General features: G+C 68.0%; 8 protein-coding genes. 5 read left to right on the top strand and 3 right to left on the bottom strand.

All coding sequences use genetic code 11. The features are described 5' to 3' along the window. Positions 1-51 precede the first annotated feature (51 nt). Positions 52-645 carry a LysE family translocator gene (locus G7043_RS00240; protein WP_166042724.1) on the top strand — a complete coding sequence of 198 codons (594 nt, stop codon included), beginning with the start codon at positions 52-54 and terminating at the stop codon, positions 643-645. Here G7043_RS00240 and G7043_RS00235 read toward each other — a convergent pair. After that, entirely contained in the window at positions 642-932 is a 291-nt protein-coding gene (locus tag G7043_RS00235; protein ID WP_166042723.1) for a DUF2218 domain-containing protein, read from the bottom strand. The genes G7043_RS00240 and G7043_RS00235 overlap by 4 nt on opposite strands. Positions 933-1,053: 121 nt before the next feature. Between G7043_RS00235 and gndA the strand changes: the two genes are divergently transcribed. Further along, the gene (gene gndA / locus G7043_RS00230) at positions 1,054-2,484 is read left to right on the top strand and encodes an NADP-dependent phosphogluconate dehydrogenase (RefSeq protein ID WP_166042722.1); all 1,431 of its coding nucleotides are present in this window, start codon (positions 1,054-1,056) and stop codon (positions 2,482-2,484) included. Further along, positions 2,481-4,016, top strand: a complete 1,536-nt coding sequence (gene dacB, locus G7043_RS00225) for a D-alanyl-D-alanine carboxypeptidase/D-alanyl-D-alanine endopeptidase (RefSeq protein WP_166042721.1) — start codon at positions 2,481-2,483, stop codon at positions 4,014-4,016. Before gndA ends, dacB begins: the two co-directional genes overlap by 4 nt. On the opposite strand, the gene G7043_RS00220 is transcribed toward dacB, so the two are convergent. Further along, positions 4,003-6,735, bottom strand: coding sequence for an AfsR/SARP family transcriptional regulator (locus tag G7043_RS00220; RefSeq protein ID WP_166042720.1), 2,733 nt, complete (start codon positions 6,733-6,735; stop codon positions 4,003-4,005). The genes dacB and G7043_RS00220 overlap by 14 nt on opposite strands. A 123-nt stretch (positions 6,736-6,858) precedes the next feature. Between G7043_RS00220 and G7043_RS49730 the strand changes: the two genes are divergently transcribed. Both G7043_RS49730 and G7043_RS00210 read left to right on the top strand, forming a co-directional pair. Beyond that, entirely contained in the window at positions 6,859-9,969 is a 3,111-nt protein-coding gene (locus G7043_RS49730) for a LamG domain-containing protein (protein ID WP_166042719.1), read from the top strand. Between the two features lie 24 nt (positions 9,970-9,993). After that, complete coding sequence (locus G7043_RS00210) at positions 9,994-15,879, top strand: RHS repeat-associated core domain-containing protein (RefSeq protein ID WP_166042718.1); 5,886 nt, start codon at positions 9,994-9,996, stop codon at positions 15,877-15,879. Positions 15,880-15,941: 62 nt separating this feature from the next. Here G7043_RS00210 and G7043_RS00205 read toward each other — a convergent pair whose 3' ends face one another. Beyond that, positions 15,942-18,170 (bottom strand): SulP family inorganic anion transporter, encoded by a 2,229-nt coding sequence (locus G7043_RS00205; protein ID WP_166042717.1) that lies wholly within the window; start codon positions 18,168-18,170, stop codon positions 15,942-15,944. Between the last annotated feature and the right edge of the window lie 89 nt (positions 18,171-18,259).

Here is an 18,259-nt window from a genome sequence, read left to right as displayed (position 1 = left end):
TCGTACTGACCAGGTGGAACTCGAACGAACAAGCGGCCGACGATCAGCGGCATGCACATCGCGTGGACGTCGTTCCTGGTTGCCCTGTTGATCATCATGATCGTGCCGGGGCCGGACTTCGTGCTGATCATGGGGAACGCGGTGCGCAGCCTCAAGCGAGGCACCGAGGCCGCGCTGGGCGTCGTGACCGGGCTGCTGGTCCATGCGACGCTGGCGACGATCGGGCTGAGCGCGCTCGTGGCCGCGGTGCCGACGGCGTTGCTCGTGGTCAAGGTTATCGGCGCGCTGTACCTGGCCTACCTCGGGTTCATGACCCTGCGGACCGCGAACAAGCCGGTGAACGAACAGCGGGCCGGCGGGAGCGTGTTCCTGCGCGGCCTGCTGTGCGATCTGTTGAACCCCAAGGTGATGCTCACGTTCCTGAGCCTCATCCCGCAGGCGATGGACCCGAACGGCGAGCCGCTCCCGCAGGCCGCACTGCTGAGCGCCGTGACGGTCGGGGTCTTCGCGCTGTTCTGGGTGATCGTCGTGCCGCTGGCGCGTCAGCTGGGCTCGCTGCTGAGCAGGCCCAAGATCCGCACCACGTTCGAGCGGGTCTGTGGTACCGCTCTCATCGGGATGGCGGCGTCAGTTCTGGCCGCCTAGGACCAGGTGACGGTCAGCTCGTCCCGGTTTCCGAACCGGACCAGGTGCCGTTCCACGACGTCCCGCAGCCGGGCCACGTCCTCCTCCGACGACGACGACGCCACGCGCATCACCAGAGCGTCGTCCAGCGCCTCGAACTCGGCCAGGCCGAGCGAGAACCGGACGAAACCGCGTCCGTCCTCCCAGGACCCTTCGAGGTCCTTGTGCGTGAAGTGCTTGACCAGCTGTGAGCCGTACCTGGAGGCACGGTCGGTCGCCGAGCGTCCCACGCTCGTGAATTCCGTCATGAAGCCAACTTACGCCTAGCAATACGTACCGGCACGTGACGCGGTTCACCTGGCAAAACGGAGTCTGAGAACACCCTGTGACGTCTCGCGTAAACAACCGGAACACGGCAGGCTGTCCGCTATGACGGAAGGCAAAGCACGTATCGCGGTCACCGGTCTCGCCACCATGGGCAGCAACCTCGCGCGCAACCTCGCGCGGCACGGCTTCAAAGTCGCTGTGCACAACCGGACGCCCGCGAAGATGAAGGCCCTGCTCGAAGAGCACGGCCACGAGGGTGACTTCGTCGGCGCCGAGACGTTGCAGGACCTGGTCGACAGCCTGCAGACGCCGCGCCAGATCATCATCATGGTCAAGGCGGGTGGCCCGACCGACGCCGTCATCGACGAGCTGAGCGGGCTGCTGGAGCCCGGCGACATGGTCATCGACGGCGGCAACGCCCACTACGCCGACACGCGCCGGCGTGAGGCCGCGTTGAAGGAGAAGGGGCTGCTGTTCGTCGGCGCCGGCATCTCCGGCGGCGAGGAGGGCGCGCTCAACGGCCCGAGCATCATGCCGGGCGGTCCCGCCGAGTCCTACAAGCACGTCGGGCCGGTCTTCGAGGAGATCGCGGCCAAGGTGGACGGTCAGCCGTGCTGCGTGCACGTCGGACCGGACGGCGCCGGACATTTCGTGAAGATGGTGCACAACGGCATCGAATACGCCGACATGCAGCTGATCGCCGAGGCGTACGACCTGCTGAGCCGCATCGGCGGGCAGACGCCGGCGGAGATCTCCGAGGTCTTCACGCAGTGGAACTCGGGCGACCTGGAGTCGTACCTGGTCGAGATCACCGCCGAGGTGCTCAAGCACGTCGACGCGGACGGCACGCCGCTCGTGCAGGTCATCGAGGACGCCGCCGAGCAGAAGGGCACCGGCCGCTGGACCGTGCAGGAGGCGCTGGAACTGGGCGTCCCGGTCACCGGCATCGGCGAGGCCGTGTTCGCGCGCAGCCTGAGCGGGCACACCGACCAGCGCAAGGCCGTGCGCGACGCGTTCGGTGCCAGCGAGGTCGTGGCGAAGCCGGACGCCGAACTGGTCGACGACGTGCGCCAGGCGCTCTACGCGTCGAAGGTCGTCGCGTACGCGCAGGGCTTCGACATGATCCGCGAGGCGTCGAAGAACTTCGACTGGAACATCGACCTCGGTGCGATGGCGACGATCTGGCGTGGTGGCTGCATCATCCGCGCGCAGTTCCTCAACCGCATCCGCGAGGCGTACGACGCGAACGCCGATCTTGCGTCTCTGTTGGTGGACAACTACTTCCGCGACGCCGTCCAGAACGCTGAGGCCGCTTGGCGCAGGGTTGTGGTGCGAGCGGTGGAATCCGGCGTGCCCACGCCTGGTTTCGTGTCCGCTTTGGCCTACTACGACGCGCTTCGCTCCGAAAGGTTGCCTGCCGCGCTCGTTCAGGGACAACGGGACTTTTTTGGTGCACACACGTACAGGCGCATCGACCGTCCGGGTAGCTTCCACACGTTGTGGTCGGGTGATCGATCAGAGGTGGAAGCGTGAAATTTCGAATTCTGGGGGCGGTCGTCGCTGCGACGGCAGGGTTGACCCTGACGTCGAGCGGCGGCGCGGTGGCCGTCGACAACGAGGCGCTGACCCGCGATCTCGACGCGATTCTGGCCGACCCGGCGCTCACCGGCGCCGACGTCGGCCTGGTCGTGCGGGACGCGAACACAGGTGACGTCGTGTACACGCGAACAAGTGCACGTCGTCAGCAGATCGCCTCGAACATGAAGGTGCTCACGACGACCGCCGCCCTCGAGCTGCTCGGTCCGGACTACAAGTGGAAGACCGAGCTGCTCTCCTCCGGTACTCGCAACGGGTCGACGTTGCAGGGCGATCTCGTCCTGCGCGGCACCGGTGACCCGACGATGAGCCGGACCAGGTACGCGGCGCTGGCGACGACGCTGAAGAACAGCGGTGTCACGAAGATCAGCGGTTCGCTGATCGTCGACGGCACGGCGTTCGACGCGCAGCCGTACGGCCTCGGCTGGGCCTGGGACGACGAACCGTTCGCCTACAACGCGGAGACCTCCGCGTTGACGCTGTCGCCGGACGCGAAGTTCAGCGCCGGCACGGTGGTCGTGCGCGTCAAGCCGGGCGCCGCGGCGGGTGCCCCGGTCGTCGCCACGGTCGAGCCGGAGAACGACGTCGTGAAGGTGATCAGCACGGCGACCACCGGCAACGGTGGTGTCAGCATCCAACGCGACCACGGCTCGAACATCATCAGGGTCACCGGCTCGACGAACGTCGAGACGACGGCCCTGTCCTCGGTGAAGGACCCGACCGGGGTGGTCACGTCCGTGTTCCGCAACGCGTTGCGGGACAACGGGATCGAGTTCACCGGTGACGTCCGCCGGGCGGCTGCGCCCGCCGGTGCCGCGGTGCTCGCGTCCGACCAGTCGATGTCGCTGAGCCAGCTGATCAGGCCGTTGCTCAAGGACAGCAACAACATGCTGGCCGAGGTGCTGGTGAAGTCCGCCGGCAAGTCGTTCGGCAACGGCATCAACCAGCTCAGCACCAAGTGGAGCGGTCTGGGCGTCGACCCGAACGGGGTCGAGGTCTTCGACGGCTCCGGCATGTCCCGGATGGACCAGTTCTCGCCGGACTTCCTGGCGGCGATCCTGATCAAGGCCAAGACGAAGCCGTGGTTCGCCACGTGGCGGGACGCGCTGCCGATCGCCGGTGTCGACGGCACCCTGGTCAACCGCATGAAGAACACTCCGGCCGCGAACAACGTGCGGGCCAAGTCCGGATCGTTCAGCGGTGTGTCGGGCCTGAGCGGTTACGTCACCACGCAGGCCGGCCGGGAGCTGGTGTTCTCGGTGGTGCAGAACAACGTCCTGTTGTTCAACAACCCCAGGAACATCGAGGACAGGATCGCCGTGCGCCTGGCCTCGGACGGCGGTACGCAGGTGGCGACGCAGCGGACCCAGTCGGTGCCGCAGCAACGCACTGCTCAGACCGAGGAGCGCACCCAGGTGCCCACGAAGGAACGTTTCGACGTGGAGTGCTCCTGGATCAACGCCTGTTAAGCAGTTCCTCGACGCGGTCGGCGTCGGCTGTGCGGCGCTGTGAGCGATACAGCTCCAACGCCGTCAGCCACGCCTTCCGTGCCGCGTCCAGGTCACCGGCGGCGGCGTACGCGTTGCCCAGCTGCCGCCGGGACTCGGTGCTCAATCCCGGTGAACCGATTTTTTCGTACTGCCCAACGGCTTCTTCGTAGTAGCGCACACTGGCCGCGGTGTCGCCCTGCTTCATCGCGATGTACCCGAGACTGTCCCAAGCGGACGCGATACCGGACTGACAGTCGATGGTGCGGTGTTCGGCCAGCGCCTGTTCGCAGTGCGCGCGTGCGGCCACGAGGTCGCCGGTCCGCGCGAGACACCAGCCCAGCGCGTTCGTCGCGTGCGCTCGTTCCACGGGCAGATCCAGGTCCTGGTAGATCCGGTGGGTCTCGCGAGCGTGCCGCAGCGCCGTGGCCGAGTCGCCCAGCAGCTCATAGCTTTGAGTCAGCGCGTAGTGCGAGTGCGCGGTACCGAGCGTGTCCACGGCTTCGGTCGCGAGCGCGAGCGATCGGTGCAGGTGTTCGACGGCTTCCCGGTGCGATCTCAGCTGGGCGAGCGTCAGCCCGAGGTAGCGGTGCGCCAACGACCGCGCGGGCAAGCTGCCGGACGCCGTCGCGGCCGCCAGTCCCACCTGCCAGGTGTCGTGGTTCTCGTGGAAGTTGCCGTTCTTGCGGTGGAAGTTGTGCATGGCCCACGCGAGCTGCCAGGCGTGCTCGTGCAGGCCGTGCTCTGCGGCAGCGCGCTGGATCGCCACCAGGTTCGGCAGCTCCGCGGTGAACCACCGCGTCGCGGCCGCCTCGTCGCTCAGCACGGTCGGCACGCAGCCGGCTCGGGGCGCGGCGGTGGTGATCTTCGGCCGGTGCGGGTCGAGCAAGTGGTCCGCACCCAACGCCGTGTGCAGGTAGAAGTCGGCGAGGCGGCCCAATGCCTCGCCCGCCTCGTGACCGTCCACCGCTTCCCGGCAGTACAACCGGATCAGGTCGTGCAGCCGGTAGCGTCCCTGCACCTCTTGGCTGGTCAGGTGCGCCGACTCCACGACTCGCAGCCGGGCACGCACCTCGCGCAACGGCAGCCCGGTGAGGTTCGCGGCGGCGTCGAGTGCGAGATCAGGGCCTGGTGAGACGCCGAGCAGCCGGAACACGAACGCCGCCTCGGTGGACAGCGCGTGGTACGAGGATTCGAACACGGTGCGCAGGTCGGCTGTCATGTCCCCGGTCTCCATGACGTCCAGCCGGGTGCTGGTGTCCCGCAGCTCACCGGCCAGTTCGGTGAGGCTGTGGGAGGAACCGGTCAGCACACGGGCCGCGAGGATGCTCATCGCCAGCGGGAGCCCAGCCGCGTGGGTTGCCACGACGGCGGCCGCCTCGGGTTCGGCCGCCACCTGATCACGGCCGAGTGCCTCCGTCAGCAGGGCTTTCGACTCGTCGCTGTTGAGCAGCCCGAGCGGAACCGGCCGTGCCCGGTGCGTCGTCACGAGTCCGGTCAGCCGGTCGCGGCTGGTGATCAGCACCGCCGTCGACGGTGTGCCTGGCAGCAGGTCGGCCACCTGCGCGGAGTCACGGGCGTTGTCGAGCACGAGCAGCATCCGCCGGTCGGCGATCGTCGATCGGTACAACGCCACCAGCCCGTCCAGGTCGGAGGGGATCGCGCTGCCGGGGACGCCGAGGCCCTGCACGAGCGCGCGCAGCACCGACGACGGAGTGGCCGGCTGCTCGCCCTTTGTGTAGCCGCGCAGGTTGGCGTAGAGCTGCCCGTCCGGGAAATGCGCCAGGTTGACGTGTGCCCACTGCAACGCCAGCCACGTTTTGCCCACCCCGCCGGGACCGATGACCGCGCCGATGAACACGCCACCTGTGTGCCGGTCGAACACTTTGGTCACCGAGGCGAGTTCGCGATCTCGGCCGACGAACCCGTTCGGCGCGGGCGGCAGCTGCCGCGGCACCGAATGGCGAGGCTCCGGTGAGGTCTCGGTGCGCAGGATCCGCTGGTAAACCTCGGCCAGTTCAGGCCCAGGACCGACGCCGAGCTCGTCGGCGAGCATCCGCCGGATCCGTTCGTAGGCACGCAAGGCCTCCGCCTGCCTGCCGCACCGGTACAGCGCGAGCACGTGTTGCCCGGCCAGCCGTTCGTCGAGCAGGTGTTCGTCGAGCAATGACGTCGTGGCCGTGACGACCTCGGTGTGCCTGCCTCGGCGCAGCTGCACGTCGTGGTGGTCGAGCCGGACGGCCAGGTGCTCGGCGCGCAACACGGTTCGCACGTCCGCGCCCCACTCCGTGTCCAGCGTGGACAGTGGATCGCCCCGCCAGAGCGCCAGGGCCGTTCCGAAGAGTTGGGCCGCCTCCTCGTCCGGCGCCGTGCGGGCGGCGGTCACCAACTGCCGAAACCTGTGCAGGTCGACCGCGGACGGGTCGGTTCGCAGCACGTACCCGCCGCCGCGGTGCTCGAGAGCCCAGCCGTCCGCGTGCCGCAACGCGGAGCGCAGCCGTGCGAGGTAGGTCCGCAGTGTGTTCGCCGCCCGCAGCGGCGGCCGCTCACCCCAGATCCGCCAGCGCAGCTGTGCGGTCGGCACCACCTCGTTCACGTCCAGCAGCAACGCGGCCAGGGCGGTCCGCTGCCGCGCCGGGCCGAGATCGATCACGGTGCCGTCAACCTGTGCGACGACTTCCCCCAGTACTGCGAAACTCACTCGCATTCGAACCCCCAGTTATTGCTGTCTAGCTGGTTTGGCCAGCGGAATCAACGTTTTTGCGATGCTTTGTCGGCCTCGCGCTCCCACGATTCGGCTGTTGCGTGTCGAAATGGGGGAGACGTGCCGAGATCGAGATGGCTGCCGGTGACGGTGCTCGCCGTGCTGACTGGGGTGGTGTCGCCGATGTCGCCCGCGCAGGCGGCGCCGGACGAACTGCCGACGGAGACGGCGGCTTTGGCGGCGGCGAAGAGGTTCGGCGAACCTGTCGAGGTGGCCGGGCTGCGGTCGGAGACCACCACAGTGGTCGCGAACCCAGCCGGCACGCTGACCGCCACGATGAGCCCACGTCCGGTGAGAGTGCGGACAGGCGGTGGCTGGAAGCCAGTTGACACCGTGTTGCGGAGAAGGTCCGACGGCGAGATCGAGGCTACCTCATCCCCGTTGCCCGCACGGCTGTCCGGCGGCGGCGACGGGCCGCTGTACACACTCGGTTCGGCGTCGGTGAAGTGGCCGGGCAAGCTGCCCGAGCCAGTGCTCGACGACGCCGTCGCCACCTACCGGGAGGTGCTGCCCGGCGTCGACCTGACCGTGCGGCTCGACGTCGACGCCGTCACCACCGCGTTCGTCGTGAAGTCCCGCGAAGCGGAGAAAGCACTGCTCTCCCACGACTTTTCGCTCAAGCCGGCGGACAGCGGCGAGTTTCGCTCGACCAGTGCCGAGAAGGTGCCCGCACCGGACGGCGCGGTGTTCCCGATGGCTGTCGCCCCGATCACGACGAAGTTCGCGTGGTCGGCCTGGACCATGATCAACCAACGACACCCCGACCAGTCGTACTGGTCCCACGACCGCGATCAGGGCGCCAAGGTCGGCTACGTCGAGGACGCGCGCGACGGCTGGGAGCGGTACCGGTCGATCTTCGCGATCCCGATGGGAGCGTTGACGGGCAAGCACGTGCTGCGCGCCTGGTTCAGCAGCTACCTCAACCACAGCTACTCGTGCTCGAACACCCGGACCGACCTCTTCGTCGTGCCCGCGGTGAACGCCGAGACCGACTGGTCCGGTCACGCGGGCACCTGGGCGAGGTACCTCGCCGGCGCCACGAACAACGACTGCAAGGACGCCGGGGTCTACAGCGAATGGGCAGGTGACGCCGTCACCAAGGCCGCACAGGACGGCGCGGGCTGGGGCACGCTCACGCTCGGATTGAAAGCGGCCGACGAGGACGTGATCAACGAGGGCTGGAAGAAGTTCGACGAGACCCGGACAGCGCTGTCCGTTGAGTACAACTCCTACCCGGGCGCCCCCGACCTGCTCAGCGTCGAGGGCAAGGCGTGCAACGGAAGTCCGCTCTACGTCGGCACGAAGAAGCCCGTCTTGCGCGCACGGCCGCGTGACCCGGACGGTCAGATGCACGAGGTCTGGTTCGCGTACGGGGAACGACGTGGCTCCGGTGGCGAGTTCATCAACTGGCAGTCGACGCACGTCGACAACATCCCCGAAGGCGCGGTGGCGCAGTACAAGGTGCCGCAGGAACTGGGCGACGGCAAGCTGTACGGATTCCACAGCCAGTCCAACGACGGCATCGACGCCGGAGCCAAGTCGAACTACTGCGAATTCGTCGTCGACGTCACCCCGCCACACGCTGCGCCGGGCATCAAGACCACGGACGGGCGGTATCCCTCCGATGGAGACATCCACGGCGGTGTCGGCATCAGCGGTGACTTCACCTTCACCTCTGGCAACGTCAACGATGTCGCGGGCTACTACTACGGCATTTCCACACCTCCGACGGACTTTGTGGCCGCCACTGTGGTCGGCGGCCAGGCGGTTGCCGGCGTGACTCCGGAATGGCGTGGCAGCAACAAGTTGTACGTCAGTTCGGTCGACCGCGCGGGGAACCTGTCCCCGATCGCCGAATACGACTTCCGTGTTGGCTCAGGCAAACCCGCGACCGGCGCGTGGAGTCTCGCCGAGAGGTCAGGTACCGCACTCGCCGATTCTTCCGGCAACGGCCGCACAGCTACGTTGCAGGGCGGCAAGCTCGGCCAGCCGGGCCGCATCCCCGCCGGTCCCACCGCGCTCAACCTGCTCGACTCGAACGCGTCCCAGTGGGCTGCCACAGCCACCTCCGCCGTCGACACGACGCAGAGCTTCAGCGTGGCCGCCTGGGTTCGTCCGATGCTGCGCGGCGCCACCCGCACGGTGATCACGCAGGAGGGTCGCAGCCGCGGCGGCTTCGCCTTGCAGTACCTGGGCGACCAGGACAGGTGGTCGTTCGGGATGCCCGCGATGGACACCCACATCACCTCCATCAACAGCGCCACGGCACCAGTCGCGGCGCGCAATACGTGGACCCACCTGGCCGGCACCTACGACGCCGCGACACGCAGGCTCACGCTGTACGTGGACGGCCGCAAGGCGGCGGAGAAGATCGCGCCCACCGACGCGTGGGCGGCGACCGGACCACTTGTCATCGGCCGGGGCAAGGTGAACGGCGGTGAAGCGGAGCCGTGGACGGGCGATGTCGCCGACGTGCGGGTCTGGGACCGGCGGATCTACCTCAGCGAGGTCACCGAGGTCGCGAACCAGATGACGCTCGTCGGTGAATGGAAGTTCGACGAGCCGTCCGGCGCCGTCATGACCGACACCTCGGAGTTCCGCCGTGACGTCAAGTTCACCGGCGGCGTGTGGAAACGCGACCTGGGCGTTCGAGGCGACGGTACCTCGCTGACCGCGAACGACGACTTCGGCACCGCGTCCGGGCCGGTCGTGAACAGCACGACGGGGTACGCGATCTCGGCGTGGCTGCGGCTCGAGCGGCCCGACCACATGGTGCAGACCGCGGTGGCCGCGGACGGCCAGAAGAACAGCCCGTTCGCGTTGCAGTACGTGGCCGAGACCAAGAAGTGGGCGCTGCGCCTGACCGACGCGGACACCGATGCGCCGGGCAAGTTCCGCGCACAGTCTCAAAAGGACGCGGTCGCAGGACAGTGGACCCACCTGGTCGGCGTGTACGACCCAGGCGCGAACCAGGTGCGCCTGTACGTCAACGGTCAGCTCGAGGCCACGGTCACCGCACCCACCACGTGGGCCACGGGCGGTCCGCTCACCATCGGGCGCGGCAAGTGGAACGGCGTGAATTTCGACTTCTGGAGCGGTGGCATCGACAACGTCCAAGTGTTCGCCGGTGTGCCGACGGACCTCGACGTCGTTGCCCTTTACCACCAGTAGCAATCCGAGAAGATGGGGGACTCGATGCGCAGGACGACAGCCGGCCTGACGATCGGCCTGGTGCCGATCGTCGTGGCCGGGCTGCTCGCGGGCACCGCGGTGGCCGGGGCGGCGGGTTACGAAAGACAGCAAGCGCAACAACATCCGGTCGTACAGGGCAAGGACGCGGTGGCATTGCCGTTCGCGCCTGATGCCGACGACGAGGCGGCCAAGCGCCCGGTGCCCGCACCGGAGTGGCCACAGGCCGCCAAGACGGCGGGTTTCGCGACGGCGCTCGCGGGCGCGGCGGCAGTGCCCGTCGAGGTGCTCGGCCGCAAAGAAACCCGGCCGATGGTGCTCAAGGTCGGGGAGTCGCGGGAGAAGACCGCGAAGGTGTCCGTCGACTACTCGAAGTTCCGCACCGCCTTCGGCGCCGACTACGGCAACCGGCTGCGGCTCGTGGTGCTGCCCGAGTGCGCGCTGTCCACTCCCGGCAAGGCGGAGTGCGCGGGCAAGCCGGTTCCCTCCACCAACGACGGCACGCGGATCACCGGTGACGCGCCCGCCGGAAGCCTGGTCGCCGTGGAACCGGCTCCGGAAGGCAGCACGGGCGACTTCAAGGCGACCGACCTGAAAGCGTCGAACACTTGGGAACACAGCGGCTCGTCGGGCGGCTTCTTCTGGAACTATCCGCTGCGCTTCCCGCCGTCGATCGGTGGTCCGGCACCCGACCTCGCGCTGGACTACTCCTCGCAGTCGGTGGACGGGCAGACCGCCGCGACCAACAACCAGCCGTCGTGGGTAGGTGAGGGCTTCTCGCTGTCACCCGGCTACATCGAGCGCGGCTATCGCGGCTGTTCCGACGACATGGGCAACGGCGCGGTGAACACCACCAAGACCGGCGATCTGTGCTGGTTCTCGGACAACGCGGTGATGTCATTGGGTGGTCAGACCGTCGAGCTGATCCGGGACGCCTCCGGCACGTTCCGCGCCCGCACCGAGTCAGGCATGCGGATCGAGAAGCGGACCGGCGCTGCCAACGGTGACAACGACGGCGAGCACTGGGTCGTGACCGACCAGAAGGGCACCCAGTACTGGTTCGGGCTGCAGCGCCTGCCCGGCTGGGCGGCGGGCAAGGGGGAAACCCAGTCGGTCTTCACCGCGCCGGTGCTCGGCAACCACGCGAACGAGCCGTGCAAGGCCGCGACCTACGCGGCGTCGTCCTGCACTCAGGCGTGGCGATGGGGCCTCGACTACGTGGTCGATGCGCACGGCAACTCCATGTCGCTGTGGTACGCCAAAGAGACGAACAAGTACGCGTTCAACCTCGACGCGCAAAAGCTGGTCGAGTACGTCCGCGGCGGCAGGCTCACGCGGATCGACTACGGCACCCGCACGGACGCCGAGTACGCGGGTGTGCCCGCGCAGGTGGTGTTCGGCGAGGCCGACCGCTGTGAGGCCAACTGCGGCACCAAGAACGCCACCACGTGGAAGGACGTTCCGTGGGACCTCGAGTGCACTGGCACGCCGTGCCTGGTGGGCTCGCCCACGTTCTGGAACACCAAGCGCCTGGCCAAGATCACGACGAGCACCGGCGGCCGCGCGGTCGACTCGTGGACGTTGCGGCACAGCTACCCGGACCCCGGTGACAACACCAGGGCGGGCTTGTGGCTCGACGGCATCATCCACACCGGCCACGTCGGTGGCACCGCAAGCCTGCCAGAAGTGACGTTCGCGGGTGTTTCGAAGCCCAACCGCGTGCACGGCTTCGGACCGGACACCCCGCCGATGAGCTGGCGCCGCGTCGAACGCATCCGCAACGAGACCGGTGGCGAGATCGCCATCTCCTACTCCGGTCCGGAGTGCGTCGCGGGCAAGGTGATGCCGGGCGCGCCTGAGGCGAACACGTTGCGTTGTCATCCCGCGTACTGGACCAGGACAGGTGCGACAGACCCGACGCTCGACTACTTCCACAAGTACGTCGTCACCGCCGTGTCCGAAGTGGACCACACCGGTGGCGCGCCGGTGAAGACGTCGAGCTACGAGTACGTCGACGGGGCCGCATGGCACTTCGCGGACGACGACGGTCTCGTCCTGGACAAGGTCAAGACCTGGAACTCGTGGCGCGGCTACCAGAAGGTCCGCGTGACCGAGGGCACGGGCGAGGGCACCCGCTACGGCGAGACGACCTACTTCCGCGGCATGGACGGCGATCGGCTGCCCGGTGGTGGCAAGCGGTCGGTTCAGGTGCCCGACTCCGAGGGCGGCAAGGTCGCCGACTCTCCGGGTCTGGAAGGCAGGGAGCGGGAGAAGCGCACGTTCGCAGGCCCCGGTGGCGCGGAGATCTCCGGCGAGATCATCGAGCCGTGGCTGTCCGAGCCGACCTCCACGCGCGACGCGGCCGGCTCCGTGGTGCAGGCGCGGTTCGTGGACGACAGGACCACCAAACATCGCATCGCACTGGATGCCGGGCGCGGCCACATGCGCACCCAGATCACCACGGACTTCGACCAGAAGACCGGCAAGCCGCTGGTGAAGAACGACCTCGGCGACATCAAGACGGCCGAGGACGACCAGTGCACCCGTACGTCCTACGTGCAGGACACCGGCAAGTGGCTGATCGGGCTCGAGTCGCGCGAGCACGTCTACGCGTTGTCCTGTGACAAGACGCCCACCAGGCAGGAGGAAATCGTCAGCGACAGGCTGACCTCCTACGACGGCAAGGCGAACGGTGTCGCGCCGGTGAAGGGCGACGTGACGCGGGTCGAGGAGATCTCCGGGTTCGACGGCAAGGCGAGCTATGCCGTCACCGAGCGCAAGAACTACGACGTGCACGGCCGTGAGATCGAGAAGTGGGACAGCCGCGACGCCCGCACGGCCACCGCGTACACGCCCGCCACCGGTGGTCCGGTCACAGGCAAGACGTCCACCAACGCGCTCAACCACCGCACCGCGACCACGCTGGAGCCGGCGTGGGCGGACGCGGTCCTGTCGGCCACCGACCCGAACGGCAAGGTGACCGGCCGGGGCTACGACGCGCTGGGCAGGCTGACGGGCGTCTGGAAGCCCGGCCGCACGAAGGGCGCATCCGAGCCGCACATCAAACACAGCTATCAGTTCCGCACGACCGCACCGACCACGGTGACCACGGAGGAACTGCACCCCGACGACGTTCGGTACGTCGTGAGCACCATGCTGTACGACGGTTTCCTGCGGGTGCGGCAGACGCAGAAGCCCGCTCCGAACGGGGCGCGCGTCATCAGCGACACCATCTACGACCCGGTGGGGCGCAAGGCCAAGGAGAACCCCGGCTACCCGGTCAGCGGTGCCCCGAACACGAATTTGTTCGTGGCGTTGAACGACAACGGCATCCTGAACCAGAAGCTGACGACGTTCGACGCGGCCGATCGTCCGGTGACCGAGACCGTGAAGGCCTACAACACGGTCAAAGAGGTCACCACCACTCGGTACGGCGGTGACCGCGTCGACGTGACGCCGCCACCCGGAGGCACGGCCAGCACGACGATCAAGGACGGCCGCGACCGCAAGATCGAGCTGCGGGAGTACCGGTCGGGCCAGCCGATCGGCGATCACCAGAGCACGAAGTACACCTACACCAAGAAGAACCAGGAGGAGACGGTCGTCGACCCGGCCGGCAACACGTGGACGTACGGCTACGACGTGCGTGGCCGGCGCGTCTCCGAGTCCGACCCGGACGCGGGAGTCACGAGGACGGAGTACAACAACGCGGGCGACAAGACCTCGGTCACCGACCCCAAGAATCGCAAGCTCGTCTACACCTACGACGTGCTCGGCCGCAAAACGGGGCTGTACGAGGGAAGTGAGTCCGGTGTGAAGCGCGCGGCATGGACCTACGACTTCGTGGAGAAGGGGTACCCGGCCGCCAGCACCCGGTTCCAGGACGGCAAGGCGTTCGTCAGCGAGGTCACCGGCTATGACGGCCAGTACCAGCAGACCGCCACGAAGATCACCGTCCCGGACACCACGGCCACCCCGGCGGGCAAGCTCGCGGGCACCTACGAGTTCAAGAACACCTACAAAGCCAACGGCGACCTGGCCACCAGCTCCTACCCCAAGGCAGGCGCACTGGCCACCGAGGTCATCGAGTACCGCTACGACGACCAGGCCCGGCCGAGCGTGCTGAAGCACAAGGTCGGTCTCACCCCCGAGGGCACCTACGTGGCCGGCACGCAGTACACCAACCTGAACAAACCGGGTGTGGTGTCACTGGCTGTCAGCAACACCGGCAAGCTCCTCGAGACCGGTTACAGCTACCTCGACGACGGCAAGCTCTTCGCCACGAAGACGACGAAGGAGACCGGCACCCGCACGGTCGCCGACGTGCGCAATCACTTCGACACGGCGGGCAACGTCGTGAAGGTGGCCGACGGAACCGACACGCAGTGCTTCGGTTACGACTACCTCCAGCGGCTGACCGAGGCGTGGACACCTTCCTCGGGTGACTGTGCCGGTTCTCCCGACGCCGGGGCACTGGGCGGCCCGGCCGCGTACTGGCAGTCGTTCGGCTACGACGCCATCGGAAACCGCAAGTCACGCGTGCAGCACGCGACTCCCAAGGGGGACGTGACCACCACGTACGCATATCCCGAAGCGCGCGCTCCCAAGCCGCACGCGCTGTCCGGCACCACTGTCACCGACAACTCCGGCACCCGTACGACGTCCTACACCTATGACGAAATCGGCAACACGACCTCGCGGCCGGGTTCCGCCGGTGAGCAGAAGCTGACCTGGGACGTGGAGGGCAACCTCGCGTCGTCGTCCGACGGTGGCGGCGTGTCGTCCTTTGTGGACGACGCGGAGGGCAACCGGCTCGTTCGCTCGGACGCCTCCGGGACCACGTTGTTCCTGTCTAACATGCAGGTCCGGCTGGACAAGGCCTCCGGCGCGGTGGACACCACCCGGTTCTACAGCTACCAGAACAAGGTCGTTGCCCAGCGCACGTCCCAGGGCGTGACCTGGCTGGTGGCAGATGAGCAGGGCACCGCGAACCTCGCGATCACCGAGTCCGACCAGGTTGTGGCGCAACGGCGGCAGACGCCTTTCGGTGAGGTCCGCAGCCAGTCGGCGGCGTGGCCGAACAAGCACGGGTTCCTCTTCGGAGCGGAGGAGCCGGGTGGGCTGACCAACGTCGGTGTGCGGCAGTACGACGCCGATTCGGGGCGGTTCACGTCGGTCGACCCGTTGATGGACAAGGAAACGCCTCAGCAGATGAATGCGTATGCCTACGCCAACAACAGCCCGATCACTCTCGCCGATCCCACCGGGCTGTTCTTCGAGGACGGGCTCGGTGGCGGCTGGAGCGACGACGAGTGGGACTGGGGCCTGTCCGATGACAGTGGTACCGACTGGTCGAACCCGTTCGGCGACGGTGGTACCGATTGGTCGAACCCGTTCGGATCGGGTGGGTCGAGGAACAACGGGAAGTCCTCGGCGGAACGGGTGCGTGAGGAGGAACGCCCGGAAGCCATCCCCACACCGGTGGTGCCTCCGCAGCCGCTCACAGCTGATGAGGAATACAAAGAGTTCAAGAAGAGGATGAAGGGTATCAACGACTGGTTCGGAGACACGCTGGGCAGCTACCTGGTCGTGCGGGAGTTCGCGGGAGCGACTGTCCTCCAGGGGCCGGGCAGCGCGCAGATCATCGCGGGCGCCGCGATGGCCGACATGTGGGACGTTGGTGACAAGTCGGTACTGGAGCACCTGCAGCACTTCCCGAAGATGGGCATGCGGTGGACGCTCAACGAGGTTGGGACACCAGTGATCTGGTATGGGGTGCGGGGTACGAAGACCCTGTTGGATGGCATCGGCCGGGGCGTCAACAACTTCGCGGGCCGTATTCCGGTGCCACTAGGGCTCGGCGGTCGCTGCACCGGCAGGGACGTCTGCTAGCCGACAACTGAATCCCGGAGCCGCCCCGCGCTCCACAGCGCGGGGCGGCTCCTTGCCTGTGCTCAGGCTGGCGCCGGCACGGGTTCCAGGCCGTTGCGGTCCGGGTCGACCAGGTAGACGCGGGCGTTCGAGATGTCGAAGTACATGCCCTTCAACGTCAATGTGCCCGCGTTGATGGCTTCGCGGACGCTCGGGTAGCCGAGCAGGTTGTCCAGCTGCTGGGCGACGTTCGCGACCGCCAACCGGTCCGCCACCGGCAGTTCCGCGCAGCCGGGCGACGTCGGCGCGTGGAACCGGATCAACGACGGCTCGGCGTTGCGCAGCCACGAGTGCAGGTGTGAGCCGCGCGAAGCAGATCCGTTCACCAGTGCCTTCATCGCGCCGCAGTCGGAGTGTCCACAAACGACGATCGTGCTGACGTTGAGGATCTCGACGGCGAACTCGATCGCCGCGCCGACCGACCTGTCGTCGGCGGAGGCCATCGGCACCAGGTTGCCGATGTTGCGCACGCAGAACAGGTCGCCCGGACCGGACGTGGTGATCAGGTTCGGCACCACGCGGGAGTCGGCGCACGTGATGAACAACTGCTGCGGACTTTGCCCGCGCACTGCCAGCTCGTGCAGGAACGGCCGCACCAACGGCGCCGAACGCCGTTCGAACTCGTGCATGCCCAGGATCATGGGATCGCTCGCCGAAGGGGACTGTTCCGCGGACGACCGCTGAGCGGGCAGCGTCACCGCGTCCGCCGGGCCCTGCCAGTGCGACCACGGCGCGAACCAGCGGGGCAGCGGACCGGGCAACGTTTTGCGCTGCCCCGGTTTGCCCTGGTTCGCGCGGTCGTACCAGGTGTCGTGCACCTCGTCGACGTGCACCCGGCCGCCGAGCCGTTCGTAGTTCTCGCGCCAGTCGTTGATCGCCTCGTATGACGCGTGGTCGAGGTAGTCGATGTGCAGTTCCAGCACCACGGTCTGCGCCGGCGGCAGGCGGCGCAGCTCGCGCACGAGCCGTCCGATCCCGAGGAACACCAACGATCCGCGCACGCACACCCGGTTGCCCTCGACGCGCACCGAGCAGTGCGTCAACCGGTACAACGCGCGCAGCAACGCGATCGCCAGGCCCGCGACCACGCCTTCGAGCAGTCCGAACAGGACGACGCCCAGCGCGGTCGCCGCGTAGACCAGGAACTCCCGGTGCCGCATCAGGTTGCGCATCCGGCTGATCGACACGAGCTTGAGCCCGACGACGAACAGCACGCCGGCCAGCGCCGCCAACGGGATCAGCTCCAGGGCGGGCGCGAACGCCAGCACCGCCACCGCGATCCACACGCCCTGGAAGATGGCGGCGTAACGGGTCTTCGCGCCCGCCGCGACGTTCGTGGAGCTGCGCGCCAGGCCACCGCTGATCGGAAACCCTCCGAGCGCGCCCGCGACCACGTTGCCGGTGCCCTGCGCGATGAGCTCCTTGTCCAGCCGGGCGCGCGGCCCGTCGTGCAGCCGGTCCGTGGCGACGGCCGACAGCAACGACTCCATGCTCGCCACCAGCGCGACCGTGACGACGGCCGCGGCCACCGCGCCGATGCTGCCCTGCGGTATTTCGGGGAACACCAGCGCGTGGCTGTCCGGCAGGTCGACCTTGGCCACGTCGAGGCGCAGCGCGAACGCCAGCGCGGTCGCGGCGGCCACGGCGACCAGCGGTGCGGGCACCAGCGAGGCGCGCGGAACCCTGGGCCACAGCAGCAGGACCGCGATCGCCACCACGCCTGCCACCACTGGCCCGAGCGCGACGCCGGCCAGTTGTCCCGGAAGCAGTGCGAGGTTCGCGGGCACGGACGACGCCGCTGTGCCGCCCAGCACCACCACGAGCTGCCCGGCGGCGATGGAAATCCCGATGCCGGCGAGCATTCCGTGCACCACGGCCGGGGACAGCGACATCACCACGCGGCTGATGCCGGTGAGTCCCAAGGCCAGCTGCAACACCCCGGCGGCCAGCGTGATCGCCGCGGTGGCGGCCCATCCGAACTGCGCCACCAGTCCGGCCACGATCACCACGAGCCCGGTTCCCGGCCCGCTGATCTGCAACGGCGCCCCGCTGATCGCGCCGACGACCACACCGCCGACGACCGCGGAGATGATCCCGGCCATCAGCGGCGCGCCGGTGGCGTGCGCGATGCCCAGCGACAGCGGGATCGAGATGAGGAACAGCACGAAGCTCGCGGGCAGGTCGTGCTTGAGGATCAGCGGTGGACCGTGCGGGGTGTGGTCGCCGGCGTCGGACTTCTGCGGATGGTTCACGACAGACGTTCCCTTTCCTGGAAATGGCGGCATGGCCCTGTGCGGCGTGGGCACAAGGCGGGGAGGGGAGTGAGCTGAGAGGGAGCGCT

The organism is Lentzea alba, assembly GCF_011067745.1.
Classification (GTDB): domain Bacteria; phylum Actinomycetota; class Actinomycetes; order Mycobacteriales; family Pseudonocardiaceae; genus Lentzea; species Lentzea alba.
Note: the sequence above shows the minus strand (reverse complement) of the source record. Positions and strands in the feature narration are given on the sequence as shown.

Excerpts from the sequence above, each read along its gene's own strand:
- G7043_RS00235 (WP_166042723.1), bottom strand. The coding sequence starts at position 932 with ATGACGGAATTCACGAGCGTGGGACGCTCGGCGACCGACCGTGCCTCC.
- gndA (WP_166042722.1), top strand. The coding sequence starts at position 1,054 with ATGACGGAAGGCAAAGCACGTATCGCGGTCACCGGTCTCGCCACCATG.
- G7043_RS00240 (WP_166042724.1), top strand. The coding sequence starts at position 52 with ATGCACATCGCGTGGACGTCGTTCCTGGTTGCCCTGTTGATCATCATG.
- G7043_RS00210 (WP_166042718.1), top strand. The coding sequence starts at position 9,994 with ATGCGCAGGACGACAGCCGGCCTGACGATCGGCCTGGTGCCGATCGTC.